The sequence below is a fragment of the Sphingomonas sp. YR710 genome (assembly GCF_900101455.1).
Taxonomy (GTDB): Bacteria; Pseudomonadota; Alphaproteobacteria; order Sphingomonadales; family Sphingomonadaceae; genus Rhizorhabdus.
The window spans coordinates 58,797-83,318 of record NZ_FMZJ01000005.1; the positions used below are offsets into that span (position 1 = coordinate 58,797).

The 24,522-nt window shown below is 63.0% G+C and carries 18 protein-coding genes; 15 read left to right on the top strand and 3 right to left on the bottom strand.

Annotated elements, in window-relative coordinates; all coding sequences use genetic code 11:
• The first annotated feature begins 61 nt into the window (after nucleotides 1-61).
• The 8 genes from ftsZ (at nucleotide 62) to nagZ (ending at nucleotide 10,446) form a co-directional block, all read left to right on the top strand.
• Nucleotides 62-1,513 carry a cell division protein FtsZ gene (ftsZ, locus tag BLS13_RS07600; RefSeq protein WP_093451105.1) on the top strand — a complete coding sequence of 484 codons (1,452 nt, stop codon included), beginning with the start codon at nucleotides 62-64 and terminating at the stop codon, nucleotides 1,511-1,513.
• A 105-nt stretch (nucleotides 1,514-1,618) separates the two neighbouring features.
• Nucleotides 1,619-3,412, top strand: coding sequence for an SPOR domain-containing protein (locus BLS13_RS07605; protein ID WP_256325756.1), 1,794 nt, complete (start codon nucleotides 1,619-1,621; stop codon nucleotides 3,410-3,412).
• Between the two features lie 118 nt (nucleotides 3,413-3,530).
• A complete protein-coding gene (locus tag BLS13_RS07610) occupies nucleotides 3,531-3,773 on the top strand; it encodes a hypothetical protein (RefSeq protein ID WP_093451106.1) in 243 nt (80 codons plus the stop codon).
• A gap of 47 nt (nucleotides 3,774-3,820) precedes the next feature.
• The gene (locus BLS13_RS07615; RefSeq protein WP_093451108.1) at nucleotides 3,821-4,990 is read left to right on the top strand and encodes a deoxyguanosinetriphosphate triphosphohydrolase; all 1,170 of its coding nucleotides are present in this window, start codon (nucleotides 3,821-3,823) and stop codon (nucleotides 4,988-4,990) included.
• 3 nt (nucleotides 4,991-4,993) lie between these two features.
• Nucleotides 4,994-6,838 carry a M20/M25/M40 family metallo-hydrolase gene (locus BLS13_RS07620; RefSeq protein ID WP_093451109.1) on the top strand — a complete coding sequence of 615 codons (1,845 nt, stop codon included), beginning with the start codon at nucleotides 4,994-4,996 and terminating at the stop codon, nucleotides 6,836-6,838.
• A gap of 59 nt (nucleotides 6,839-6,897) precedes the next feature.
• Nucleotides 6,898-8,628, top strand: coding sequence for an arginine--tRNA ligase (gene argS / locus BLS13_RS07625; protein ID WP_093451111.1), 1,731 nt, complete (start codon nucleotides 6,898-6,900; stop codon nucleotides 8,626-8,628).
• Entirely contained in the window at nucleotides 8,628-9,425 is a 798-nt protein-coding gene (locus tag BLS13_RS07630; RefSeq protein ID WP_093451112.1) for an SPOR domain-containing protein, read from the top strand. Before argS ends, BLS13_RS07630 begins: the two co-directional genes overlap by 1 nt.
• Nucleotides 9,426-9,435: 10 nt before the next feature.
• Nucleotides 9,436-10,446 (top strand): beta-N-acetylhexosaminidase, encoded by a 1,011-nt coding sequence (gene nagZ, locus BLS13_RS07635; protein WP_093451114.1) that lies wholly within the window; start codon nucleotides 9,436-9,438, stop codon nucleotides 10,444-10,446.
• A gap of 55 nt (nucleotides 10,447-10,501) precedes the next feature.
• Here nagZ and BLS13_RS07640 read toward each other — a convergent pair whose 3' ends face one another.
• Complete coding sequence (locus tag BLS13_RS07640) at nucleotides 10,502-11,269, bottom strand: FadR/GntR family transcriptional regulator (protein ID WP_093451115.1); 768 nt, start codon at nucleotides 11,267-11,269, stop codon at nucleotides 10,502-10,504.
• A 409-nt stretch (nucleotides 11,270-11,678) separates the two neighbouring features.
• On the opposite strand from BLS13_RS07640, the gene BLS13_RS07645 reads away from it, so the two are divergent.
• The 4 genes from BLS13_RS07645 to BLS13_RS07660 all read left to right on the top strand — a co-directional run bounded on the left by BLS13_RS07645 (nucleotide 11,679) and on the right by BLS13_RS07660 (nucleotide 17,327).
• Entirely contained in the window at nucleotides 11,679-13,424 is a 1,746-nt protein-coding gene (locus BLS13_RS07645) for an N-acyl-D-amino-acid deacylase family protein (protein ID WP_093451117.1), read from the top strand.
• A gap of 83 nt (nucleotides 13,425-13,507) precedes the next feature.
• The gene (locus tag BLS13_RS07650) at nucleotides 13,508-14,500 is read left to right on the top strand and encodes an aldo/keto reductase (RefSeq protein WP_093451118.1); all 993 of its coding nucleotides are present in this window, start codon (nucleotides 13,508-13,510) and stop codon (nucleotides 14,498-14,500) included.
• 61 nt (nucleotides 14,501-14,561) lie between these two features.
• Nucleotides 14,562-15,803 carry an MFS transporter gene (locus tag BLS13_RS07655; protein WP_093451120.1) on the top strand — a complete coding sequence of 414 codons (1,242 nt, stop codon included), beginning with the start codon at nucleotides 14,562-14,564 and terminating at the stop codon, nucleotides 15,801-15,803.
• A 342-nt stretch (nucleotides 15,804-16,145) separates the two neighbouring features.
• Nucleotides 16,146-17,327: a hypothetical protein gene (locus BLS13_RS07660; RefSeq protein WP_093451122.1), complete on the top strand. Its 1,182-nt coding sequence runs from the start codon at nucleotides 16,146-16,148 to the stop codon at nucleotides 17,325-17,327.
• A gap of 22 nt (nucleotides 17,328-17,349) precedes the next feature.
• Here BLS13_RS07660 and BLS13_RS07665 read toward each other — a convergent pair whose 3' ends face one another.
• Both BLS13_RS07665 and BLS13_RS07670 read right to left on the bottom strand, forming a co-directional pair.
• Entirely contained in the window at nucleotides 17,350-18,189 is an 840-nt protein-coding gene (locus tag BLS13_RS07665; protein WP_176943482.1) for an amidohydrolase family protein, read from the bottom strand.
• 164 nt (nucleotides 18,190-18,353) lie between these two features.
• Entirely contained in the window at nucleotides 18,354-19,580 is a 1,227-nt protein-coding gene (locus BLS13_RS07670) for a cytochrome P450 (RefSeq protein ID WP_093451125.1), read from the bottom strand.
• A gap of 820 nt (nucleotides 19,581-20,400) precedes the next feature.
• On the opposite strand from BLS13_RS07670, the gene BLS13_RS07675 reads away from it, so the two are divergent.
• The 3 genes from BLS13_RS07675 to BLS13_RS07685 all read left to right on the top strand — a co-directional run bounded on the left by BLS13_RS07675 (nucleotide 20,401) and on the right by BLS13_RS07685 (nucleotide 24,348).
• On the top strand, nucleotides 20,401-21,393 hold the full coding sequence (locus tag BLS13_RS07675) for an NAD(P)H-dependent flavin oxidoreductase (RefSeq protein WP_093451126.1): 993 nt from the start codon (nucleotides 20,401-20,403) through the stop codon (nucleotides 21,391-21,393).
• A gap of 29 nt (nucleotides 21,394-21,422) precedes the next feature.
• Nucleotides 21,423-22,934: a class I adenylate-forming enzyme family protein gene (locus BLS13_RS07680; RefSeq protein WP_093451128.1), complete on the top strand. Its 1,512-nt coding sequence runs from the start codon at nucleotides 21,423-21,425 to the stop codon at nucleotides 22,932-22,934.
• Between the two features lie 163 nt (nucleotides 22,935-23,097).
• Nucleotides 23,098-24,348: an FAS1-like dehydratase domain-containing protein gene (locus BLS13_RS07685; RefSeq protein ID WP_093451130.1), complete on the top strand. Its 1,251-nt coding sequence runs from the start codon at nucleotides 23,098-23,100 to the stop codon at nucleotides 24,346-24,348.
• Nucleotides 24,349-24,522: the final 174 nt, after the last annotated feature.

The window sequence follows — 24,522 nt, forward strand, 5'->3', positions numbered from 1 at the left end:
GTTGGGGCAATCTGAATGTTGTGACGTGCGTTGGCCTGTCGGCTGGCCGGGGAGAATGACTATGACGATTGAATTCATGCGGCCTCAGGTAGATGAATTGAAACCCCGCATCAGCGTGATCGGCGTTGGTGGCGCGGGCGGAAACGCGATCGCGAATATGATCGCGTCGGATGTCCAGGGCGTGGACTTCATCGTCGCCAATACCGATGCTCAGGCGCTCAACGCTTCCCCGGCGGAGCGGCGCATCCAGCTTGGCCTCAAGATCACCCAGGGTCTCGGTGCCGGTTCGCGGCCCGAGATCGGCCGCGCCGCCGCCGAAGAGACGATGGAGCAGATCGAAAAGGCGCTCGAAGGCTCGCACATGTGCTTCATCGCCGCGGGCATGGGCGGCGGCACCGGCACCGGCGCTGCGCCGGTGATCGCCAAGATGGCACGTGAACGCGGCATCCTTACCGTCGGCGTCGTCACCAAGCCGTTCAGCTTCGAAGGCAATCGCCGCGCCAAATCGGCCGACGCGGGCATCGAGGAATTGCAGAAGCACGTCGACACGCTGATCGTCATCCCCAACCAGAACCTGTTCCTGATCGCCAACCCGAATACGACCTTCAAGGAAGCGTTCCAGATGGCAGACGAGGTCCTGCAGCAGGGCGTGCGCGGCATCACCGACCTGATGGTGATGCCGGGCCTGATCAACCTCGATTTCGCCGATGTCCGCTCTGTCATGTCCGAAATGGGCAAGGCGATGATGGGCACCGGTGAAGCATCGGGCGACAATCGCGCGATCGAAGCGGCCGAGAAGGCGATTGCCAATCCACTGCTCGATGGCGTGTCGATGAAGGGCGCCAAGGGTGTCATCATCTCGATCACCGGTGGCGAGGACATGCGCCTGATGGAGGTGGACGAAGCCGCCAACCATATCCGCGAACTGGTCGATGCCGATGCGAACATCATCTGGGGTTCGGCGTTCAACAACGATCTGGACGGGAAAATCCGGGTTTCGGTGGTCGCCACGGGCATCGAAGTTGATGCGGCGACCATGCCCGAGCCGGCGAAGAACTTCAGCTTCGCCCCTCGCACGCCCGCCCGCGACGAGCGGCCGATGGCTGTGCCGCAGCCGGCGCCTGTGGCAGCGGTTGAGCCGGTCGCGGCGCCCGTTGCCGTAGCGGCACCTGCCGTCGAAGCCCCGGAGGAGCGGATCGTACTTGAAGCGCCCGAACCCGCGCTCAAGCCGGCTGATCTGACGTCCTTGTTCGGCGATGAATTGCTGCTGGAGCCGGAAGCGGTTGTTCCGCCGGTTGCGCCGCAGCCCGTTGTCGAGCAGCCGCAGGGCAATCGTCGCTGGGTGGCGGAGCCCGAGCCCGAGCAGCGTTCGCGCCCATCGCAGGGGGCGACTTTGTTCGAGCGCATGTCGAACATCGCCCGCGGCGCCGCCAAGGCGCAGGTCGATCATGACGACGATGCAGGACGGGGCGAAGGTGAAATCCCGCGTTTCCTTAACCGTCAGGGCAATTAAGGCTGATCCTCCTCGCGCCGGCTGGCGCGGGGAGCACTCGTTTCGACGCAACGCGCACACAGATCGCTTGCGGGCGCGCGCGCCAATTGTAAGGCGTCGGGACCAATGAAGAGATATTATATCATTTGGCGCGCGCTATTGATGGGTGCCCTTGCCGTGATCGGGCTCGGGCCGCTCGAAGCAAAGAGCAAGCATCATAGCAGCAGCCACAGCGCGTCGGCGCATCATGCCAGTGCGAAAAGCACGAAAGGGGGCAAGGCTTCGAAGAAGTCGTCGTCGCGCCGGTCGTCGGCAGGCAAGGGCCGGTCGAGCCGACATAGTTCGTCGCGATATTCGCGCAGTCGTCGCGGCGGATCGTTCCGGACATCTAACGAGCTACCGACCGAAACACAGCCGCGCGAAGCGTTGCCACGGCTCGAATCCGCGGCACCGCTCGATCCCAATGACGCTGCTGGCGGTAATGGCGAGCCGATCATTGTCGATCCCATGGCGCAGGCGCGCGAGGCGATGGCGCGGGGTGACCCTGCCGAAGCGCTTGGCCGCTATCTACGCGTGCTGGCGCGCGATCCGGGCGATCTGGAGGCCTTGTCGGGGGCGGGCGCTGCGGCGCTGGCGGTCGGCGATGCCGATGCGGCGATCAACTTCTATGTCCGCGCGCAGAAGATCGCGCCGCGCGACGGGCCGATCAAGGCCGGCCTCGGTTCGGCGCTGGTGCAGAAGGAGCAGCCGCGCATGGCGCTCAAGCTGTTCGGCGATGCCGTCGATCTGGGCGTGCCGCCGGTGACGGTCGCGCTCGATCGCGGACTCGCTTATGATCTGCGAGGCGACAATAAGCGCGCGCAACAGGAATATGCGCTGGTGGCGCGCGCAGGCCCGAACGCGGAAGCCACGCGTCGCATGGCGCTGTCGATGGCGATGGGCGGCGATCGAGCGGGCGCTCTGGCGATTCTCGATCCGCTGCTGCGCAAGCAGGACATTCCCGCATGGCGGACCCGTGCCTTCGTGCTGGCGATTACCGGCGACACGGCGGGCGCCGAACAGGCGGCCTATGCGGTGCTGCCGCGCCCGCAGGCCGACGAGTTGAAGCCGTTCCTCGAACGGCTGCCGCAGCTCAAGCCGGCAGAGAAGGCCGCCGCCGTTCATTTCGGTCACTTCCCCGAGGACAAGGTGCCGCAGCTCGTCGACGTCAGCCCCGAGGCATCGTCCCGATCTGCTCCGGTGGTAACCGCCCCGTCCTCGCTTTCGTCGTCCGCTTTGGCCAATGCGGCCCCGAATTTTGCGTTGACACCGTCGCCGCAGGGCGGCCGCGCCGGCTCGAGCCCGCCGCCGGTCTATCTCCGACCTGATCCCGTTGGTCAGGGCAATGCGATCGATGCCACGGTCGCCGCTTCCCGGGCGCGTGTCGAAGCCCGTCAGTCAGCCGAGGAACAGCTGGCGAATCTGCGGAAGGTCGCGTCGGGAAAAGCCGCCGCCGACAACAAGGCCGCCGCTGAAAAGGCCGCTGAAAAGGCGGCCGCCGACAAGACTGAAAAAGCTGCTGACAGGAAGGCCGATGCGGCAAAGGCTGTGGCCGGGAAGGCCGCCGAAAAAAGGGCAAAGGAACGCGAGGAAGCGAAGGTGCGCGCGTCTGAGCCCGGCCGGTATTGGGTCCAGATTGCCAGCGGCGCCTATAAGCCCGATCTGACCAAGGAACTGGCGAAGCAGAAGGCAAAATGGGGCAAGCAGCTCGCCGGCAAATCGGCTTGGACAACGCCGTATAAGGCAACCAACCGGCTGATGATCGGCCCGTTTGCAAGCAGCGATGCCGCTCAGGACTATGTCAACGAAGTTCGCAAGCAGGGCTTCTCCTGCTTCCCGGTGACGACATCACCCGGTCAGAAGGTCGAGCGGCTGGATTGATCTGTGCGGGCATGCGCTATCCCTCCGCCGGTTGCGCGCCTTACGCCGCGTTAACGCTGCTGCTTCGCATTTCCTTAACCGCGCGACTCTAGGGTCATTCCCGTACAGGAGAATGACGATGTCCGTCCGGTGGCTGATCGCGGCAGTGGCAATGACAATGGCGGCGCCTGCCATCGCGACCAGTCGCGCGATGCCGCCCGAGGCAATCACCGTCTCGGTGGCCAAGCAGCTTTACCCGACCTCGCCGATCAGTGATGAGGGCTGGCAGACCCTCATCCATATCGTCCGTAGCCAGGCGGAGAGCGCCCAGCGGCAGCCCGACTCGCTCAAGGCAGAGCGCCACGATAATCGCCAGGGCTGAATCGCAGCACCTCGACTTAGCGGCGCGGCTCGGCCATCACGCAGGCCATGCCTGGTCTAGCTCCTTACGCCGCCGATCCTGCCCGTAGCCGGGGGCGCCTGCATGGTCCGCCCGCGCCGACGGAAGTGCGTGGGCCGAGGGATGCCTTTCAGCGCGATCGTGACCGGATCATCCATTCGATCAGTTTCCGGCGGCTGCGGCACAAGACGCAGGTTTTCGTCGCGCCCGACGGCGATCATTTCCGCGTCCGCCTGACCCATAGCCTCGAAGTGGCGCAGATCGGGCGGACGATCGCACGCGCGCTCGGGCTTAACGAGGATCTGACGGAAGCCTTGTGTCTGGCCCACGATATCGGCCATCCGCCGTTCGGCCATGCCGGCGAAGATGCGCTGCAGGCGGCGATGCGGCCGGTCGGCGGGTTCGATCATAACGCGCATACCCTGCGGACACTGACCCGGATCGATTCGCCTTATCCAACGCATCCCGGGCTCAACCTCAGCTGGGAAACGCTCGAAGGCCTGGCCAAGCATAATGGTCCGCTCAGGCGGCTGAGCTGGGCGATGGCGGATATCGACGCGGCCTGGCCGCTGGAGCTGGAAAGCTGGCCGAGCCTTGAGGCGCAGGTCGCGGCGATTGCCGACGATATCGCTTATGACAATCATGATATCGATGATGGGGTGCGCGCGGGGTTGCTCACCCTCGATCAGGTGCTGGGCGAGCCGCTGGTTGCCGAAAGCTGGGACGGGGTTCGCTGCAATTATCCGGATCTGCCCGCGCCGGTGCTGCTCGGCGAACTGGTGCGCGAGCAGATTGGCCGGATGGTGAACGACGTGCTGGCGGAAAGCCGCCGCCGGCTTGCGGAGGCGGCCCCGCTGTCGGTGGAGGCGGTGCGGGCCGCCGGGCGGCCGTTGATCGGTTTTTCCGACGGGATGGGCGTGCAGGAGAAGGCGCTTACCCGCTTCATGTATGCGAACCTCTATCATCATCCGCAGCAGCTCGAAATCGCGGCCAAGGCCCGCCAGATCGTTGGCGGCCTGGCCGAGGCATATGCTGCCGATCCCGCTCTTTTGCCTGACCATTGGCGGGCGATGCTGCCGCCCGACGAGCCAGCGCGGATGCGGCACATCGGCGATTTCATCGCGGGCATGACCGATCGTTTTGCGATTTCGCGTTATATCGAGCATGTCGGCCCGATCGCGATTGCGGAGGGTTTTTGATTTATGGTGCGGGTTGCCGCCGTAGCGATGGCACTGATAGGCGCGTTGCTGTGGGCGATACTGGCGGTCACGCCGCCGGCACCCATGCCGTCCGATGCGCCGCCCGATCGCTTCTCGGCGATGCGAGCCATGGCCGATGTGCAGGCGATCGGGCGCCGGCCGCATGATGCGGGCTCGGTGGAGGATCAGGGGGTGCGTGCCTATCTGGCCGGGCGCCTGCGCACTCTGGGGGCCGATGTCACCGAACAGGCCTTCCCGTTGCCGGCAAAATCGATCGCGCGCCTGACGCGCTGGTCGGGGCAGGATCAGGCCGGCGCAGTGGCCCACAATGTCGTCGGGCGCCTGCCGGGCCGGGATGCCCGCCTCCCGGCGATACTGCTGATGGCGCATCACGATACGGTCTGGGGATCGCCGGGCGCTGCGGACGACAGCATGGGCGTGGCCACGATATTGGAGACGTTCCGCGCTATCACCGCGCGGGGCCGGCCGGTGCGCGACGTGGTGGTGTTGTTTACCGATGCCGAGGAACTTGGGCTGGATGGCGCGGAAGCCTTCTTTGCCCGAAATCCGCTTGCGCGACGCGTCGGCGTGGTGATCAATCTCGAATCGCGTGGTGCCGGCGGGCGGGCCAATATGTTCGAAACCGGCGGCGGTAATGGCGCGATGATGCGGTTCTATGCGGATCGGGTCGCGCGCCCCGCGGCCAATTCGATCGCGGTGCTGATCTACGATCTCATGCCGAATTCGACCGACTTCACCGTCGCGAAGCAGCGGGGTCTCGCCGGTTTCAATATCGCGACGCTCGGCCGGTCGGCTTTCTATCATTCGCCGCTGGCCACGCCGGAGGCGATCGATCCGGCGTCGCTGCAGGATATGGGCGAACAGGCACTTGCGCTGGCGGGGGCGCTTGCCTTCGCGCCCACTCTCCCGGCCAGAGCACCCGACGCGGCCTTTTCAGACATCCTTGGCCGATATACCATCGCCTATTCGCCGGCCTTTGGCTGGGTGCCGCTGCTGCTCTCGGCCGGCCTGATCCTGATTGCCTTGCGATGGCGCCCGCTGACGATCGCATCGCTAGCTGGTGGTGCCGCTGTGACGGCTGCGTTGGTGCTCCACTCCGGGCTGCTGTTGATGGTGCTCAATGCCGTGTCGAAAAGCCGGCCGGCCAATTATTATGATCGTCTCGCCGCCTTGCCGTCGCTCGAATTTGTCGCTGCGATCGGGCTGGGTGCGTCGCTTGCGGTGGCGCCGCTTTTTCGCCGGCGCGAACCGCGCATGATCGTGCTGGTGCCGGCGCTGGTTTTGCTGGGCCTGGGCCTGCTGCTGGGAGCGTCGCTGCCGGCGATCTCATCGCTGTCGCTGGCCGCCATGGCGGCGGCCTGGTGCCTGCCGCGGGTCGCGCCTGAGGGCGCGGCGACAACTGGCGGTGCGCTCATCCTGTTATGGGTCGTGGGCCTGATGGTGCAACTCACCGAACCCACGGCGGGGCCGCTGCTGGCCGCCGCAATTCTGCTCGCCAGTGCCGCTATGGTCGCGCGCACGGCGCGCCCGGCTGCCATCGGATGGGTGGTTACGGCGTTGGCGGCGGCCGTTGGGCTGGGGCATCTTGCGGCCTTTGCCCATTTCACCTTTCTTGCGGTCGGTGCCGATCGGCCGGAGGTGTTCGCGCTCTATATGTTGACCGGATATCCCTTGTTGCGGCCCCTGCTGCGGGACCGTGCATCGCTCCATACGGCCCCGCTGCTCATGACGGCGGCGATCGTTCTGGCGATGACCGTTCGACTGGGCCCGGTCGCACGAAGCGTCGCGGTTTACAGCCTGGCGGACGGCGACAAAACAAGGGAATGACCTTTCAGATTCGATCCGGTAAAGCCCGCGCACTCATACGCACGAACGGATTTTGAACCTTGCCGACGCTCTACGCCCGCTTTGCCGATCGCATCGGTAATATTCTCGACGATCTTCAGGTGGCGGGCGATCTGCCGACCGGGCTCGATCGCCGGAATGTGACGGCGGAGCCGCCGCGCGATCCGGCGCACGGTGATCTCGCGACGAACGTCGCGATGGTGCTCGCCAAGCCTGCGGGCACCAATCCGCGTGCGCTGGCCGCGCTGATCGTCCCGAAGCTGCAGGCGTTGCCGGAGATCGTTAGCGCGGAGATCGCCGGGCCCGGTTTCATCAACGTCCGGCTGAATCCCGATACGTTGCGCGCCGAACTGGCGACGATCCTGTCGACCGGCGCCGATTATGGGCGGTCGCGGCTGGGCGCCGGCAAGCGCGTCAACGTCGAATACGTCTCGGCCAATCCGACCGGGCCGATGCATATGGGCCATTGCCGGGGCGCCGTCGTCGGCGATGCGCTGGCGACATTGCTCGAATATGCCGGTTACGCGGTGACCCGCGAATATTATATCAACGATGCCGGCGCGCAGGTACAGACGCTCGCCCGATCGGCGCACCTGCGCTACCGCGAGGCGCTCGGCGAGGCAATCGAGATCCCCGAAGGTTTCTATCCCGGTGATTATCTGATCCCGATCGGGAAGGCGCTCGCGGCGGAATTCGGCCCGAAATATGTGGGCGAGCCCGAAGCCGAATGGCTCGATCTGTTCCGCGAGAAGACGGTTGCGGCGATGATGGAGATGATCCGCGCCGATCTGGCCTTGCTCGGCATCCGCCACGATGTGTTCGCATCCGAGGCGGCCGTGCAGAAGGCTGGCCGCGTCGATGCCGCGCTCGATCGGCTGCGCGCCGACGGGCTGGTCTATCAAGGCACGCTCGAGCCGCCGAAGGGTGAGCTTCCCGACGATTGGGAGCCGACCGAGATGACCTTGTTCCGGGCGACCGCCTTCGGGGACGACAGCGATCGGCCGGTGCGCAAGTCGGATGGCGGCCTTACCTATTTCGGCACCGATCTCGCTTATCATGCGCAGAAGGCGGAAAGCGCCGACATGCTGATCGACATTTGGGGCGCCGATCATGCCGGCACCGTCAAGCGGATCAAGGCGGCGGTGGCGGCGCTGACCGGCGGCACCAAGCCGTTCGACGTCAAGCTGGTGCAGATGGTGAAGCTGCTGCGTGGCGGCGAGCCGGTCAAGATGTCGAAGCGGTCGGGGAGCTTCGTGACGCTGGCCGATGTCGTGCGCGAAGTCGGCAAGGATGTCGTGCGGTTCACGATGCTGACGCGCAAGGCCGATGCCCAGATGGATTTCGATTTCGCGAAGGTGGTCGAGGCGTCGAAGGACAATCCGGTCTTCTACGTCCAATATGCCCATGCTCGCGGTCGTTCTTTGCATCGGCGTGCGGTGGAGGCGGGGATCGATACCGCGCCAGCCCCGGATCTCGCCTTGCTCGACGACGAGGAACTCGGTCTGATCAAGCTTGCGGCGCAATTCCCGCGGATCGTGGAGAGCGCGGCCATTGCGCATGAGCCGCATCGGATCGCTTTCTATCTGTTCGATCTGGCCGCGACGTTCCACGCGCTGTGGAATCGCGGCAATGATGATCCGACGCGTCGATTTTTGCGCGCCGATGCGCCGGAAATTACGCGCGCACGTCTGGCGCTCGCCGATGCGATCGGGCAGATTATCCGCAACGGCCTTGGCATCATGGGTGTCACCGCCGCAGAGGAGATGCATTGATGAGCGATTTCTCCCGGGACCGGCTTGATGGGGCGGACGATGATCGTCTGCCTTGGCTCGAGCCTGTCGAGGAAGAGATCGACGAAGAAGGCAGTGGAACCGGCCGGATCGTCGCGATGATCGTCGGAGGGCTGTTGATCATAGTAATGCTCGTCGGCGGCTATCTGTGGTTGCACGGGAGGAGCCAGATGGCGGCATCGGGCGACGGTTCGGTAATCAAGGCCCCCGACGCATATTATAAAGAGCGGCCGGCCTCACCCGGCGGGATGGATGTCGGCTCGGGCGACGAGATCGTCTATAGCGCGAGCAAGGGCAATGAGGTGCAGAGCGTGATCGACGTGAACGGCGCCGCCGAGACGCCCGTCAATGTCGATCGCAAGGCCCCGGCGCCGGTGCCCGCAGCTAGCGCGCCGCCGGCCGCGATTTTGCCTCCTCACGCGGCGCCCGCTGCGGCACCCGCCACCGACGTTGCCGTGTCGACGAAGGTTGCGCCGCCGGTTGCCAAGCCTGCGCCGCCGAAGCCCAAGCCCGTTACCGTGGCGCCGGAGCCGGTGGCCGTGCCGCCTTCGGGGGGCTCTACCGTGCAACTCGGCGCCTTTTCGACCGAGGCCAAGGCGAATGCCGCGTGGAAGACGTTGTCGGCACGCTTCTCCTTCCTGCAGGGGCTCAGCCAGTCGGTGGCGCCGGTCAAGTCCGGCGACAAGACGCTGTACCGGCTGCGGGCGGGCGGCGGCTCCGCGCGGGATGTCTGTGCGAAGCTGCGGACAGCGGGCGAGAGCTGTACGGTGATCGGGTGAGCGCCGCCGCATGACGCCGCTGTTTCTGGGCTTGGCGTCCACGGACATATCGCCAGCCGAGCACGCCTTTTTTTCTTCGATCGATCCCGCCGGCTTTATTCTCTTTCGCCGGAATATCGAGGATCCCGAACAGCTCCGCCGGCTGACCGATGCGCTTCGCGCGTTATCCGGCCGCGGCGATGTGCCAATCCTGATCGATCAGGAGGGCGGCCGGGTGGCGCGGATGCAGCCTCCACACTGGCCGGCCTTCCCGAAGGCGGAATCGTTCGACCGGCTATATGATATCGCACCGATCACCGCGATGGAGGCTGCGCGGCTCAATGCCCAGGCGATCGCGGTGATGCTGGCCGGGGTCGGCATCAATGTCGATTGCCTGCCGCTGCTCGATGTTCGCCAGCCGGGCGCCCACGATATCATCGGCGATCGCGCGCTGGGTGCCGAGCCGCAGCGGGTTGCCGCGCTCGGGCGCGCGGTGCTCGATGGCCTGCGCGCCGGCGGCGCGGTCGGCGTGGTCAAGCATGTCCCCGGCCATGGCCGGGCGATGGCCGACAGCCATGTCGAATTGCCGGTGGTCGATGCCGATCTGGAGGCGCTGGAGATCGATCTCGCGCCCTTTATCGATCTTGCGGACGCGCCCATGGCGATGACCGCGCACGTCGTTTATCCGGCATGGGACGGGCATGAGTGTGCCAGCCTGTCGTCCGTAGTGATTGGCGAGATCATTCGCGGGCGGATCGGCTTCGATGGCCTGTTGATGTCCGATGATCTCGGCATGCATGCGCTGAAGGGCGATTTCGGCGCACGTGCCGCCGGCGTTCTGGCGGCAGGCTGCGACATAGCGCTCCATTGTTCGGGTGATATGGCGGAGATGGAGGCGGTCGCGGGCGCGGTTGGCCGGATCAGCGATGCGGCGAAGGCGCGGCTTGATCGGGCGATGGCGACAATCGCGGAAGGTGTGCAGGCCACAGCATTCGACGATCTGATTGCGCGACGTGACGCCCTGATGGCCTATCTTGCTTGATTTTGGCCAGTTGGCAGAGTCCATTCACTGAGATTGCGCAGGCCGCTCGTTCCCGTCAGCGGAACAGATCGATGACGTCGGTCGCGCCGACCGATTTCAGCCAGATGCGACCGGCCTTGCCGACATGCAGGGCCCAATGCGCCTCGGCTCCTTCTGCGTCACCGGCATCGATCAGGTCCGCCAGCTTGGCATGCGAACGCAGACCGTAGCGCAGCGAAGCCATTCGACTGGCCTCGGTCTCGGGCTTCATATTGGGCTGGGCGGCGAGCATCGAGCGCTCGAAAATATCCTTCAGCGCGATACCGAATACGGCCAGCGTTTCATTGCCGCATTGCTCCATCAGCAGCGTGTGAAATTGGGCGATGGCTTTGGTCACGGCAACAAAATCGTCGATGACGCTGAGCTCATAGTCAATATGGTGGCGCAACGCCTCGGCTGCGGCCTTCGGCCGCCGCTGGGCGGCCAGTCTCGCGGCGCTGGGCTCTATGAGGGCGCGGGCTTCGAACAGATCCGAAATCGTTGCGCCGCGCGTCTGGAGCGCCATGGCCGCCGCGCTCGCAACGATACCCGCATCGGGACGCGTCACTTTCGCACCGCCCCGTGCACCGCGACCCACAGTGATCAGCCCCAGCGATTCGAGGACGCGAATTCCCTCGCGCACAGTCGGGCGCGAAACGCCGAATTCCTCCATCAACCTTGTCTCGGATGGCAGGCTTTGTCCGTCCTTGAGATCGCCGGTCAATATTGCGCGGCGAATGCGGTTTGCGACGAGCTCCGCTGCCTTGGGAACACGGATGGCTTCGGTTTCAACAGAAAAGAGCATGTGCCGCCGAGAAACCCTTAATGTGTGGTTCAAACGGACGGACGTGTTTGGCGCCTGCCCATCATTGAAACGCGCGATATCATAAAATCCGTCAGAAAGGCTAACGCATTAAGCGATCTCGGCCATTTGACGCTGGGGCGAACAGCGGGCCGCTTCCATCGTCTCGAGAGGGTTTGCGGCGTCAATCCCGGTCTTTTCGGATCGCAATAGCCCTGCCGAAATGGCCGTGGGATTGCCAACCGACTGACGCTCCTTATAGACAACTTCGCCAGCGGTTTGTATGATACGGCCAAAGTTAGAAACCGCAACGGTGTGATATATATTGGTGGCGTGCAGCCGCGGGGAGAGTGGAGGCCTGAATGCCCGATTTCCCGCTTGCGAACGTCCAGCCTGCCGAAAGGAATCAGTGATGTCCCAGTTTAATCCGGTCGCCGATCTTGTCGTGCGGAACGGTCTGATCGTCGATGGTACGGGCGGCGAGCCCTATGCAGGCGACGTCGCGATCAAGGACGGCAAGATCGTTGAGATCGGAACGGTCAGCGGAAGCGGCAAGGAAGAGGTGGATGCCACCGGCTGCATCGTGACGCCCGGCTTTGTTGATCTTCACACCCATTATGATGGTCATGTGATCTGGGATACGCATCTGCGCCCGTCGTCGAACCATGGCGTGACGACCGCGCTGATCGGCAATTGCGGCGTCGGTTTCGCGCCGTGCCGGCCCGAAACGCGGCCCGCCATGCTTAACTTCATGGAAGGTGTCGAGGACATTCCCAAGGAGGTCATGGAGGTTGGCCTGCCGTGGAATTGGGAAAGCTTTCCCGAATATCTCGATGCGGTTGCGGCGCGGAAACTCGACATGGATGTCGCCGTGCATCTCGCCCATATTCCGCTGCGTGCTTATGTGATGGGTCAACGCGGGATCGATCGCGAACCGGCTACGCCCGAGGAAATCGCGCAGATGGGCGCGATCGCCGAAGAGGCCGTCCGCGCCGGCGGCATCGGTTTCTCCACCTCGCGCACCTCGCACCATCAAAGCCGTGACGGCCAGAACACACCCGGCCTGACCGCGTCTGAGGACGAGCTGATGGGGATTGCCCAGGGCATGGGGCGCGCCGGCGCCGGGGTGATCCAGTTGATCAGCGATTTCGAGGACCATGAAGGTGAATTCGCGATGCTGGAGCGGATAGCGCGCGAGACGGGGCGTTCGATCTCCTTCACGATCACCCAGAAGAACGACCATCTGAAGAAGCACGAAAAAACGCTGAAGATGATCGAGAACGCCAATCGCGACGGCATCAAGATTCGCGGTCAGGTGCTGAGCCGGCCGACCACGACCTTGTTTGGGCTTTCGGTCTTCGCGAATCCCTTCTCATTCTGTCCCAGCTTCCAGGCGATTGCCGATCTTCCGCTGGCGAAAAAGGTGGCGGAGATGAGGAAGCCCGAGGTGCGCAAGGCAATCCTCGACGAATTTCCAACCGTCACCGACGATCGGGTGTCCAAGGCCGTCGTCGCGCTCGATCGCATATTCGAGCTGAAGGAAGTCGAGCCCGAATATGAGCCGAAGCGGGACGACAATATTGCCGCGATCGCCGAGCGTCTGAACGTTCCGGGCAAGGAATATATGTATGACCGGCTGCTCGCCGACGATGGGCGGACGATGTTCATGCTCCCGTCGACCCTGATGATGGATCAGGCGATCGATGCGATCGAGGCGATGATGAAGCACCCCTATACCGTGCTCGCGCTTGGCGACGGCGGCGCGCACAGCACGCAGATCTGCGATGCCAGCGCGCAGACCTATATGCTGACCCGCTGGGTGAAGGGCCGCCACGGCCGCTCGCTTCCACTGACCCAGGCGATCAAGATGATGACCAGCGATCCGGCGGCGGCGGCGGGCCTGTTCGATCGTGGCTTGGTGAAGGTGGGATATAAGGGGGATCTGAACGTCATCGATCTCGACAAGGTCACGCTCTATCGGCCGTTGCTCGTCAAGGATATGCCGGCGGGTGCCGGCCGGGTGATCATGCCGACTTCGGGCTATCGTGCGACGATCGTCAGTGGCGAGATCACCCGTGCCAATGATGAGGAAACCGGTCGCTTGCCCGGGCGCCTGGTTCGCGGGCAGCAGGCCGCGCCGGAACCGGTGCCCGCCTAGGCTTCCATGTCACGGTGGTGACACCGGCCCGGATATCCGGGCCGGTGTGCCGTTTTATTTCACGATTCGAGGGGGTGGCTGGGATGAAGTATAAGCGCCTAGGGCGTTCCGGGCTCCGGGTCAGTCCTCTATGTCTGGGCTGTATGAGCTACGGCGATCGTAGCCAGCGCAGCTGGGTCTTCGACATCGATGAATCACGCCCGTTCTTTCAGAAGGCGATCGAAGCCGGAATAAACTTCTTCGATACGGCGGACACCTATTCCTATGGTGCGAGCGAGGAGGTCACCGGCAAGCTGATCCGCGAGTTCATGCCGCGTGATCAGGCAGTTATCGCCACAAAAGTGTTCAACCCCGCATCCGAGCGCACCGGCCCCAACGATGTCGGGCTGTCGCGCAAGCACATCATGGCCGCTGTCGATGCCAGCCTGCGCAGGCTGGGCACAGACTATATCGATCTTTATCAGATCCACCGCTTTCATCGCGGTACTCCGATCGAAGAGACGATGGAGGCGCTCAACGACCTCGTCCGCACCGGCAAGGTACGGTATATCGGCGCGTCCTCGATGTATGCGTTCCAGTTCGTGCAGATGCAGTATATCGCCGAATTGAACGGCTGGACCAAGTTCATCTCCATGCAGAATCTCTATAACCTCGTCTGGCGCGAGGAAGAACGGCAGATGAACGATTTCTGCATCCAGACGGGTGTCGGCCTGATTCCCTGGGGCCCATTGGGCGGCGGATTCCTTTCCACGGACTGGCGGAAGACCGAAAAGAAGCATTCCGAACGCACGCGCGAAACCGGAAAATATGTCACCAGGGCTTATGAAAAGCCGGCGGACTATAAGGTTGTGGATGCGCTTATCGAAGTCGCGGAGCGGCACGACCGGCCGATGGCGCAGGTAGCGCTGGCGTGGCTTATCTCACGTCCGGGTGTTACGGCTCCGCTTGTCGGCGCCACCAAACTCGGCCATCTGGACACGGCGATCGACGCACTCGACTTCACGCTATCGGTCGATGATTTCAAGATGCTCGACGATTGCTACACCTGGAATCGCAATCTCGGCCTTCTGAGCTGATCTTTCTCCGCCGGTCTCCGCGCCGGCTCGTGTCAATCCGATATTCTCGGGGGTATTTCTGATGCATTTTCGGGTCGGCTGGCAGCAAGTGGCGATGGTCTTCTTCATGCTGGCTTTGGCGACCGGGATCGTCTTCAGTTCCTATGGTATCGTTGCCGCGCCGATCGGCCGCGAGTTTCATGCGTCGCATACCGTGTTGATGATGGGGGTGGGCGTTCTGCTCTTCGCGGCGGCGGTTCTATCTCCCACGATCGGGAGCTGGATGGATCGCTATTCGTTCCGCAAGCTTCTCACGATTACGGCCGCGATGCTCGCGGCAGGTTTGCTCGCACTGTCGTTCGCGCAGGCGATGTGGCAGGTGATCTGCATCTACGCGATCTTCATGACTTTGCCGACGACGGTCTGCGGGCCAATGGGGGCATCGGCGCTGGTTTTGCGGTGGTTCGTGCGCCGTAAAGCGCTGGCCATGGGTATCGCGATCTCGGGCCTTTCCGCAGGAAGCTTCTTTTTCCCGGTTATTATTCAGCATCTTATCGAAATATTCGACTGGCGCACTACGTTGCGGATCATGTCCCTGTTCGTCGCCGTGACGTTGATTCCAGCCGCCTTGTTTCTGGTCATCGATCGACCGTCGGATCGTAATCTCTATCCCGATGGCGCGAAGGAGCCGCCGGCCGGGGAGCTCGATCAGCCGACGATAGCGAAGGGTGCAAAGCGGGGACCGCAAGGGGGTACCAACCGCCAGGTGATCACCGATCGCAATTTCTGGCTGCTGGCCCTGGCGCTCGGTATCCCAATGTCGGCCGGGACCGGAACGACAAGCAACATCGTCCTGTTTGCCGCTGATATGGGATTCCCCGCGAAACTGGCGGCGCTGGTGATGTCGTTGATTGCGGTATGTAGTGCTTGCGGAAAGCTCTCCTTTGCAGCGATTGGAGATCGTTTTGACATCCATATCATTCAGGGTGTCTCGATGCTGTTTTATTCGGCCGGCCTTGCCGTTCTGGCCTCTGCGCATTCGTTTGCAGCCCTGTTCATCGGCGCGGGTTTGGTGAGCTATGGTTCCGGACTGCTGTCGCCGCTGTGGGGTGTGGTGATCGCGCGTGCCTTCGATCCCAATATCATGGGCCGGGCGATGGGGCTGATCATGTCGGTTGCGATGGTCCTGTCGGTGCTGGCGCCGGTCATCATCGGTGCGTTGCGCGACGTGACCGGAGCCTATGTCACGCCGTTTCTCGTCTATGCGATCGTGATCGCTGTCGCGACGCTGCTGCTCAAGCAGGTCAAGATCAAGCGGGCCTAGAGCCTTTCCGGGTTAGGTTGAGGCGCCGTGACGGAGTCGAATTTGGTCCAGTGCAAGGCGCGAGGGGGGAGCAATGTCAACGCATTGTGACCGACGAGCAGCGTAGCAATGGGCCAAATTCGACCCGCCCCCAAGGGATCGCATCTGGAAGCTCGCTGGGGGCGTCGTGACGCTTGCACGGGGCAACCAGCCCGCGCGGCGCGCCACTTCTACCCAGCAAGCTTCCAGATGCGATCCCGGCGCCTCAACCTAACCCGGAAAGGCTCTAGATATCTGACCCGATCTGTGCTGCGGAGCGCGAGCAGACAGCCCCGTGCCGGGGGTCATCAAAGGTGAACAGCGATGCGAACGACGACCTATTGTTATCCCTGGGATCTGGCGCGGCTTGGCGTGGAGCCCACGCTTCGCCAGATTACGGATGATGGGTTCGATGGCATCGACCTCGCGGCAACCTATCATCCGATCGATTCGGTCTCGCCCCGGGATGGGTTCCGGCTGTTCAGTGACGGGCGGGGCGCAGTTTATTTCCCGGCACGCGCCGAACGCTATGGGCGGATCAAGCCGAGGATCCATTCGTCCGAAGTCGCGATGGCATGGCCCGCGGCGGCCGAACATGCCGCCCGGACCGGCCTGACGCTCAATTCCTGGACGATCACATTATTCCAGCCCTGGATAAGGGATGAGTGCCCCGATTGCGCACGGGTTTTGCCCGGGGGTGACTCCAGCGGTTCGGGTGTCTGCCCGGCAAATGAAGACGTGCGCGAATTTTTCGCGACGCTCTGCCTCGATATCGTCGAACAGTTCGGTGTGGATCTCGTCAGACTCGAAGGGGTGATGCCGCACATCTTCGATCTTGACTGGCTGCGTGCGCGCTCGCTTGTCCGGATGTCGCCGCTGCTGCGGATGCTTTCGAATCTCTGCTTTTGCGGATCGTGCATCGCGCGCGGCGTGGCCTCGGGTCTCGACGTCGCACGGATTCGCGCCACCGTAAATGCGGTGATTCGCGCGGAGCTGGCGGATGATGGCCATTCCGACGATCGCGCCGCCGCGCTGAAGGCCGACGCTGAACTGGTAGCTTTTGCGGAAAATCAGGTCGGTGCCTCGATCGAGTTCGTGCGCACGATCGTCAAACGCATCGACGGTCGCGCGCGCGTGTCGATGAATGCGCTGACGCCGTATCGCTCATTGGTGGGCGAAGAGCGTGACGAACAGCTGTTGTGCGATTTTATCGCCGCTAGCGATCAGGTTGATCTCAATGTCCTCAACCCTGCCGGCAACCGGATCATCGCAGGCTTGAACGCGCGGCTGGATCTTCCGCGGCCATTGTCTGCACTCTATGTGACCATTCGAAACCCGACTGTCACTTCGGCGGCCGCGCTCGCCGAAGCAGGGTCGGCGACGATCGTAAAGAGCCTCCAGGCGGCAGCCGACGTGGGCGTGCGCGAGCTCTCGCTGTATAATTACGGCTTGTTGCCCGATGCCGATGTCGTTGCTTTCATGGATGCGGTTGGCCAGTTGCGATGAGGGTGCAGCCGGCCGCCGCTTGTCATCGGGTGGACGGCGACCACCCGTAGATCTGTTCGGCCGCTCCGCCCATCAGCATGGATTTGTCGGTGTCGGACAGGCGCGTCGTCATGCGGAATGCCTCGACGGCCTGCGGATAGGTCAGTGATCGGATGGCACGAGTCCAATCGCTTCCCCACATGCACCGTTTGACGCCGAAGGCATCGATGATCCGCAGCAGCGGATCCCATATGTCGTCATAAGGGAATGGTCCGGGCGATAATGTACAGGCCCCACTAAGCTTGATCCGGACATTGTCATATTCGGCTAGCGCGAGCACCTTGGGCAGGTCTTTCCAGACATCGGGCTTGTCCGGCAGATAAGGCTGGAACAAGCCGACGTGGTCGATTGCGATCAGCGTATCCGGATGGCGTTCGATGAGCACTTTGGCCTCGTCCAGGCAATGCCACGCCAGCAGGTTGACGGCCAGGCCATGTCTGGCGCAGGCGGCAAGCGTCCTGTTCAGCCGCGGATCGAGCGGATCTTTCGTGTCGGCGAAGGTCAGCATGACCCGAACACCCACTGCGCCAGGCGCGGACGCCCAGTTGCCGATAATCTCTTCCACTGCGGGGTCGGTGGGGTCGACCGGCTTTACCAGCGCGAACCTGCCAGGATATTGGGCGTGCACTTCCTCCGCATAGCTGCTGTCGAAGCGGTAGGTTGTGTAGGTCGAAACGATGATCGCGCCATCGATGCCCAACGCATCCATCGCGGCGACCTGTTCGTCGCCGGTGACGTGGTCGGGCCCGGTAATCGTGGCAACCCATGGTCGCTCCGGGCGGTTGGCCTCGTAGACGTGAACTTGAGAGTCGATAACGGCCATATTCGCTTCCTCGCCCTGGATGGCACGCTCAGGAGTTTGGCCGTGCCGATCGCGCGCTTTCCATGCGGCGGCTCGCCGGCGCTTCCGCTTTCCAGCACCGCCGCCGCGCATCCGCGAGTGGTTCGACCATCATTATGGTTCAAGCCGCTCGCGGGTTACGTCGCTCAGATCCTGTCGCAGGTCACGATCGCGTCGCGCAACTCATAACCTTGCGTAGAGAGGCTCCAGCCGATCGTCGGCGGCTTCTGGAGCTTGAAACCGGGCACGCGCAGCAGGCGATCCAGGAAGATGCGAGTCTCGTGCAGGGCAACCTGCGAGCCAGGGCAGCGATGTGGCCCATCACCGAAGCTCATATAGGAACCGGCAATCTTCTGGCGCTTCGCCCGATCGGGATCGAGCTGATACGGGCATTCGCCGACAATGCTCTCGTCCGAATTGACCCCGCGGATGCTGACGGCCAGCAGCTGGCCCTTCTCGATGGGGCCTTCGGCTGTTTCTGTGATGTCGCTCACCGGCTTACGATAAAGATAACCGGCAATCGGATCGAGGCGGAGGATCTCCTCGATGATGGTGAACTGTTCTTCCTCGGTCGCGTTGAGGAATCTTTCCTTCAGCTCCGGGTGATCGCACAATTGCCAGGCCGCCATGACCATGAATTCGCGGGTCGTTGAAACACCAGCGCCGGCATAGGTCATGATCTCTACCATCATGCCCCTCATGGAATAGTTGTTCTGCACCATATAGGACATGACATCATCGCCCGGATTATTGCGGCGTGCCTCAATAGCGGGCAGAATGTCCTTCTTGTACAGCTCCAGCGAACGCCGGGTCCTGACCAGCTTGTGAAGCCAACCAAACAACTTGTCATGGACGAAGCGATACAAGGGGCGCTTGTCGAAGCTGTTATGGGCCTGCATCATCGTCTTGATGCGCTGGGTGAGTGCCCGGGGATCGCTGTTCGTCAGTCCGACGATTTCCATCGTCACGTCGGATGCCAGTTCCAGGCTCATCTCGTCGAGAACTGCCGATCCCTTCGCCTGGAATTCGGCGATGACGCGATCCATCGTCGCATGCATCAGCGGATTGTAGCGGGTGATGATGGCCTTGGGGGCGAAATATCCGGCAACCGATGCGCGCCGGCGCTTGTGGAGATCCCCGTGCAGGAAGAAGAAAGAAACTTCCTCGGGTTTATCAAAGGAGATCGAATCCGCGCTGCTGGCCGCCTGGCGCATTTCGGGGGAGCGAAGAATCTCGCGAGCGAAACGGAAGCTGTTGGTGACCCTCGACCCGGGAAAGGTGGGGATTCCCGCTTCGATCGAAGCGGCTGTCTTGCGGTCGTCGCGGCCGCCATGCACCGGACAGGCGGGCTTGGCTATCGTATCGGTACTCATCCTGTTCACTCCAGATAATCGAGGCTGGGCGACCATGGGCGACATCTTCACCGGATTGCGTATCGCGTTCCGCGTTCAACCGTGAAGATGTGCCTTGGGAGACCGGTAACAACTCGCAAAACGCCCCAAGTCCTCATCGCCGTCGCTGTTATGTCGGCGAATGGGTGTGGTCAACGTTCCGAGACCGCCAGCGGGATGGCGATCGGGAGGCCGCGGATCAGGGGAACGGGCCACGTGTCGACGGGCGCGACCGCTGCACGCCGGCATCGATTGCCTTGCGCGGCGGTCGAAGAAAGACAAAACCCTTCTACCGCTCGGTGATAGGGGCGTTCGTCGTGCCGATAGGCGGCATCATAGCTTATACTATGCACGACGCATAAGGGTGGCGTCCTATGCGCAATGCAAATGCGGGCATATGAATTTCCATTGGCTTGAGGGGCGTGAGACCGAACGCCATACGTCGCGATTAAGCGCGGAAGCGTGTGTTCCGCGCCCCGGCGCCATCGCGCCCCTTTTCGGAGCGAAAGATTCGGTTCCACGCAGGCACGGCTCGATCGACGGTGGCTGGCGGCAATCGCGTTGTTGTGGCAGGACGAGGAAACTGGCGGGCAAGCCGTTCGGTCGTCGGCACATTCTTCACCTGGTACTGTGATGAAATCCCATGATGCTAGGCTACACTCTTGATCGAGAGTGCTTGCCGCTCATCAATTGGCGGGGCAAGCATGGCAGACCCGGCTGATGCGTCCTGCGCGTCGGGGCCGAAGGCTATGGATGGCTGTTCGGTGGCAATCCGTTTCGGATGATGTGGCAAGAGTAGAGAATGAGTCTAGATCCCGCGCTTCGCGCACGCCTGACAATACCCGCGATCTGCGCACCTATGTTTCGCGTTTCCAGCCCGGCGCTCGTACGCGAGGCCTGCAAGGGCGGGCTTGTCGGCGCGCTGCCGCGCCAGAATGCCCGCGATCTGGAAACCTTCGATGCGTGGCTGGGTGAGATAAACGACGGACTGGCGGCGCATGCGCAGAGCCACCCCACCGCGCGGATCGGGCCGGTCGCCGTCAATCTGTCGCGGCTTCCCGAAGATCAGATGGCCGAGCATCTCGCTGTTTGCAGCAGGCATGGCGTGAAGATCATCATCAGCGCGATGGGCGATCCCACCGAATTGATCCGCCGGGTGCACGATTGGGGCGGACAGGTGTTCCACGACGTGACGACCGTCCGCTTCGCCGAAAAGGCGATCGCGGCCGGAGCGGACGGATTGACCTGCATCGGTGCGGGCGGCGGCGGCCATTCGGGCCTGATCAGTCTCCTCGCCTTCGTTCCGCGGGTGCGGGCCATGTTCGACGGTACGATCATCATGGCGGGCTGTGTGACAAATGGTGCCGCGATCCGCGCTGCAGAGATATTGGGCGCGGACCTCGCTTATCTGGGCACGCGTTTCATCGCGACGCAGGAATCGAACGCCTCGCCGGAATATAAGGCCATGCTGGTCAGCGAGTCCGCGCGGGATCTGATCTTCACGCCGAAGGTTGCGGGCACGCCGGCGAACTGGCTGAAGGAATCGCTTCGCCGCGCCGGGCTTGATCCCGACGATCTTCCCAAGCCTCGACCAAGCGATCCGCGGGGGCATTTGCCCGAAGGCGCACGCCCCTGGGCCAATATCTGGAGCGCCGGCCAGGGCATCGAGCTGATCGACGATATTCCGCCGGCGGCCGAGCTGATCCTTCGCCTGCGCCGCGAATATGTCGCGGCCTGCCAGGTGCCCGATATGGCGGACGTTGCCCGGCTGGTGGACGAAGCGACCAACTCTTGAATTCAACGACATATGTTGCGGGGACGATAATGGGTACTCTTTCCGATCAGATTCACGGTGTCCTTGCGGTGGATCCGTCTGCGCCGGCGATCGAGTTCGACAAGCAATGGACGAGCTGGGGCGAGCTTGCCGCGATCATGCGCGACATCGGCCGGCTGATGGACGAAGCTGGATTGCCATCGGGGACGCGCGTTGGCGTGATGATGCGCAATCATGTGCTGACCGCGGCGGCGCTTCTGGAAATCGTGGCGTCCGATCGGTGCATCGTCACACTGAACGGCAACCTGCCCGATGACCGGCTTGCCGCCGACATCGTGGCGCAGCAGGTGCCGGTCGTGGTGGGCCTTGCGCGCGATTGGTCGCGCGAGGTGGTTCGCGCTGCGGTCAAGGACAATGGTTGCCTCGGTATCAGCCTCGGCGGCGCTTCCGGCACGTTGGTCGATCTCGTCGAGGGCCTCGAAAAGGTTAGTGGCGACGGGCATCGGCGCGATGCGCCGGGCATCGTTATCGAAATGCTGTCGAGCGGAACGACGGGAGTGCCCAAGCGGATTCCGCTCAAGGCCACCTCTTTTGCGCAGGGCATAGACGAAGCGGGCGTGTTCGAAGGGCGCCAGCCTGGCGAAGCCCCCCGCCTGCGCCGTGGCGTACTGCTGGTCTGCGGGCCATTCACGCATCTCAGCGGCGTGTTCAACGTCATCAACTGCGTCGCGTCGGGGCGGCAGATGTGCCTGCTCGAACGGTTTACGGTCGAAGGCTGGACGGATGCCGTTCGCCGCCACAAGCTCAAGGTCGCCTGGGCGCCGCCCTCGGGACTCCGTATGATTCTCGACGCCGGTGTGACGAAGGAAGATCTGGCCAGCCTGGTCACGCTCCGCACGGGCACCGCGCCGGTCGATCCCCAGCTGGCGCAGGATCTGTACGATCGCTACGACTTGCCGCTGCTGCAGAATTACGGTGCGACTGAATTCGCCGGTGCCGTCGCGGGCTGGACCCTCGCCGAATTCAAGGAGCGTTTCACCGAGAAGCGCGGCGCCGTCGGCAAGCTGAACCGGGGCGTCAAGGCGCGCATCGTCGATCCCGAAACCGGTGCGGAACTGCCGTTCGGCGAGGTCGGTCTGCTCGAACTGCGCTCTGCCCAGCTCGGCGATGAAGCCTCATGGGTGCGCACGTCGGATCTCGCGGTGCTCGATGCCGATGATTTCCTCTGGATCAAGGGACGTCACGACAATGCGATCATCCGCGGCGGGTTCAAGGTGCAGCCGCATGACGTGGTGACCGCACTCGAATCGCATCCCGCGATCCTCGAGGCGTCGGTCGTCGGCATTCCCGACGAACGCCTCGGCCAGGTCCCCGTCGCGGCCTATATCCTCCGCCGCGACGCAACCGCGCCGACCGATGCGGAGCTCCAGGTGTTCCTCAAGGAGCGCCTGCTGGCCTATCAGGTTCCGGTCAAATTCATGTGCGTCGATGAATTCCCGCGTACGCCGTCGATGAAGGTCAGCCAGCCCGATCTGAAAGCGCTGTTCGTCAAGTCGGCATAATAGGCGTTGCCTTCTCGAGTCGGCGCGCGACGCGTCGACAGGTGAGGAGCGTTTGACTGAGATTTCTGCGCGATCATATCGCTAGCGTATTATGTGGATTGGACGTATAGGTGGGCGGACCCCGCAAGGGATTCACCCACCTACGACGGATCGGTTCCTGATTATGACGACAGAGACAAAGGCGAAGGAGCGCGCGGGATATGGCGTGCTCACGGAAGAAGGCATTGCCAAGCTGCGCGAGCGGGTAGGCGTGCAATATAACAAGCCAACCCTGCCGCATAATTATGAAGTGACCTGGGATGGCGTGCGGCATTTCGCCAACGGCTATGGCGACAACAATCCGCTGTGGTGCGATCCCGAATATGGCAAGGCGACGCGCTGGGGCGGACTCATCTCTCCGCCGAACTTCCTTTACACCATGGGTGAACAGGATGCGGCCAAGCTGACGCCCGAACAGAAGACCTTGCTCAAGGGCGATCCGCTGGTCGGGCTGGGTTCCTACCAGGCGGAAATGTCGTTCGAGTGGTGGCGTCCGTTGCGGGTGGGCGACCGGCTGAAGCGGCGTTCGGCGCTGGTCGGCGTTCAGGTCAACGAGAACAGCTCGTTCGGCGGCCGTTCGGTGACCGAGACGCAGGGTTATATCTTCCGCAATCAGGCCAATGAACTCGTCGCGATTCAGCGCGGTTCGTGGATCCGGGTCGAGCGCCACGCTTCGAAGGAGCGGAAGAAGGAATATGATCTGCCCAAGCCATATTCCGATGAGGAACTGGCGCGGATCGATGCCTGCTATGAGGCCGAAGTCCTTCGCGGAGCCGACACGCTCTATTTCGAGGATGTCATCGTTGGCGATGAAATGCCGCCGATCGTCCGTGGGCCGCTGCGCACCAGCGATCTGATCGTCTGGCATGTGGGCTGGGGCATGCAACTCACGCCGCCGGGCGCGTTCCGCGAATCCTGGAAGATCCGCAAGAAGGTGCCCGGTTTCTACACGCCCAACGAACTGAACGTCCCGGATACCGTCCAGCGGCTTCATTGGGAAAAGAGCTGGGCCAACGAACTGGGTATCCCGGTCCCCTATGATTACGGCGGCCTGCGCGAAACCTTCCTCACCAATATCGTCACCAACTGGATGGGCGACGATGGCTGGCTGTGGAAGATGAGCTGCCAGCACCGCAAATTCGTCTATCTGGGTGATACCTACTGGATGAAGGGCAAGGTCGTCGACAAGAAGCAGGAAGCGGGACGGAACGAGGTTCATCTCGAAATCTGGGTCGAAAACCAGTGGGGTACGATCGTGACTCCGGGCAATGCCGTCGTGCTGTTGCCGACGCGCGATGCACAGGTCGAACTGCCGCGCCCGGCGCAGGAAGATGTCGACCTGATGTTCGCGCACGAGGTCGAAAAGCTCGCCTGACATCATCGCCGCGATCGCGGGCCTATAGCCCCTCTCCTTCAGGGGAGGGGCAAGCGGGCTGATATCGCGGCTGACAGTGTCTCCGGTCCCCGGAGCGCCTCGGAAACGTCAATGAGCGCCATTCCCGTGCGAACGGGAATGGCGCTCATTGATTTTCAGCACATCCGATTTGCC

Coding starts and splice junctions, on each gene's coding strand:
- BLS13_RS07610 (WP_093451106.1), top strand. CDS start 3,531: ATGTCCGTCCGGTGGCTGATCGCGGCAGTGGCAATGACAATGGCGGCG.
- BLS13_RS07645 (WP_093451117.1), top strand. CDS start 11,679: ATGTCCCAGTTTAATCCGGTCGCCGATCTTGTCGTGCGGAACGGTCTG.
- BLS13_RS07630 (WP_093451112.1), top strand. CDS start 8,628: ATGAGCGATTTCTCCCGGGACCGGCTTGATGGGGCGGACGATGATCGT.
- BLS13_RS07605 (WP_256325756.1), top strand. CDS start 1,619: ATGAAGAGATATTATATCATTTGGCGCGCGCTATTGATGGGTGCCCTT.
- BLS13_RS07655 (WP_093451120.1), top strand. CDS start 14,562: ATGCATTTTCGGGTCGGCTGGCAGCAAGTGGCGATGGTCTTCTTCATG.
- BLS13_RS07660 (WP_093451122.1), top strand. CDS start 16,146: ATGCGAACGACGACCTATTGTTATCCCTGGGATCTGGCGCGGCTTGGC.
- BLS13_RS07670 (WP_093451125.1), bottom strand. CDS start 19,580: ATGAGTACCGATACGATAGCCAAGCCCGCCTGTCCGGTGCATGGCGGC.
- ftsZ (WP_093451105.1), top strand. CDS start 62: ATGACGATTGAATTCATGCGGCCTCAGGTAGATGAATTGAAACCCCGC.
- BLS13_RS07615 (WP_093451108.1), top strand. CDS start 3,821: ATGCCTGGTCTAGCTCCTTACGCCGCCGATCCTGCCCGTAGCCGGGGG.
- BLS13_RS07680 (WP_093451128.1), top strand. CDS start 21,423: ATGGGTACTCTTTCCGATCAGATTCACGGTGTCCTTGCGGTGGATCCG.
- BLS13_RS07650 (WP_093451118.1), top strand. CDS start 13,508: ATGAAGTATAAGCGCCTAGGGCGTTCCGGGCTCCGGGTCAGTCCTCTA.
- BLS13_RS07675 (WP_093451126.1), top strand. CDS start 20,401: ATGAGTCTAGATCCCGCGCTTCGCGCACGCCTGACAATACCCGCGATC.
- BLS13_RS07640 (WP_093451115.1), bottom strand. CDS start 11,269: ATGCTCTTTTCTGTTGAAACCGAAGCCATCCGTGTTCCCAAGGCAGCG.
- BLS13_RS07665 (WP_176943482.1), bottom strand. CDS start 18,189: ATGGCCGTTATCGACTCTCAAGTTCACGTCTACGAGGCCAACCGCCCG.
- BLS13_RS07685 (WP_093451130.1), top strand. CDS start 23,098: ATGACGACAGAGACAAAGGCGAAGGAGCGCGCGGGATATGGCGTGCTC.
- BLS13_RS07620 (WP_093451109.1), top strand. CDS start 4,994: ATGGTGCGGGTTGCCGCCGTAGCGATGGCACTGATAGGCGCGTTGCTG.
- nagZ (WP_093451114.1), top strand. CDS start 9,436: ATGACGCCGCTGTTTCTGGGCTTGGCGTCCACGGACATATCGCCAGCC.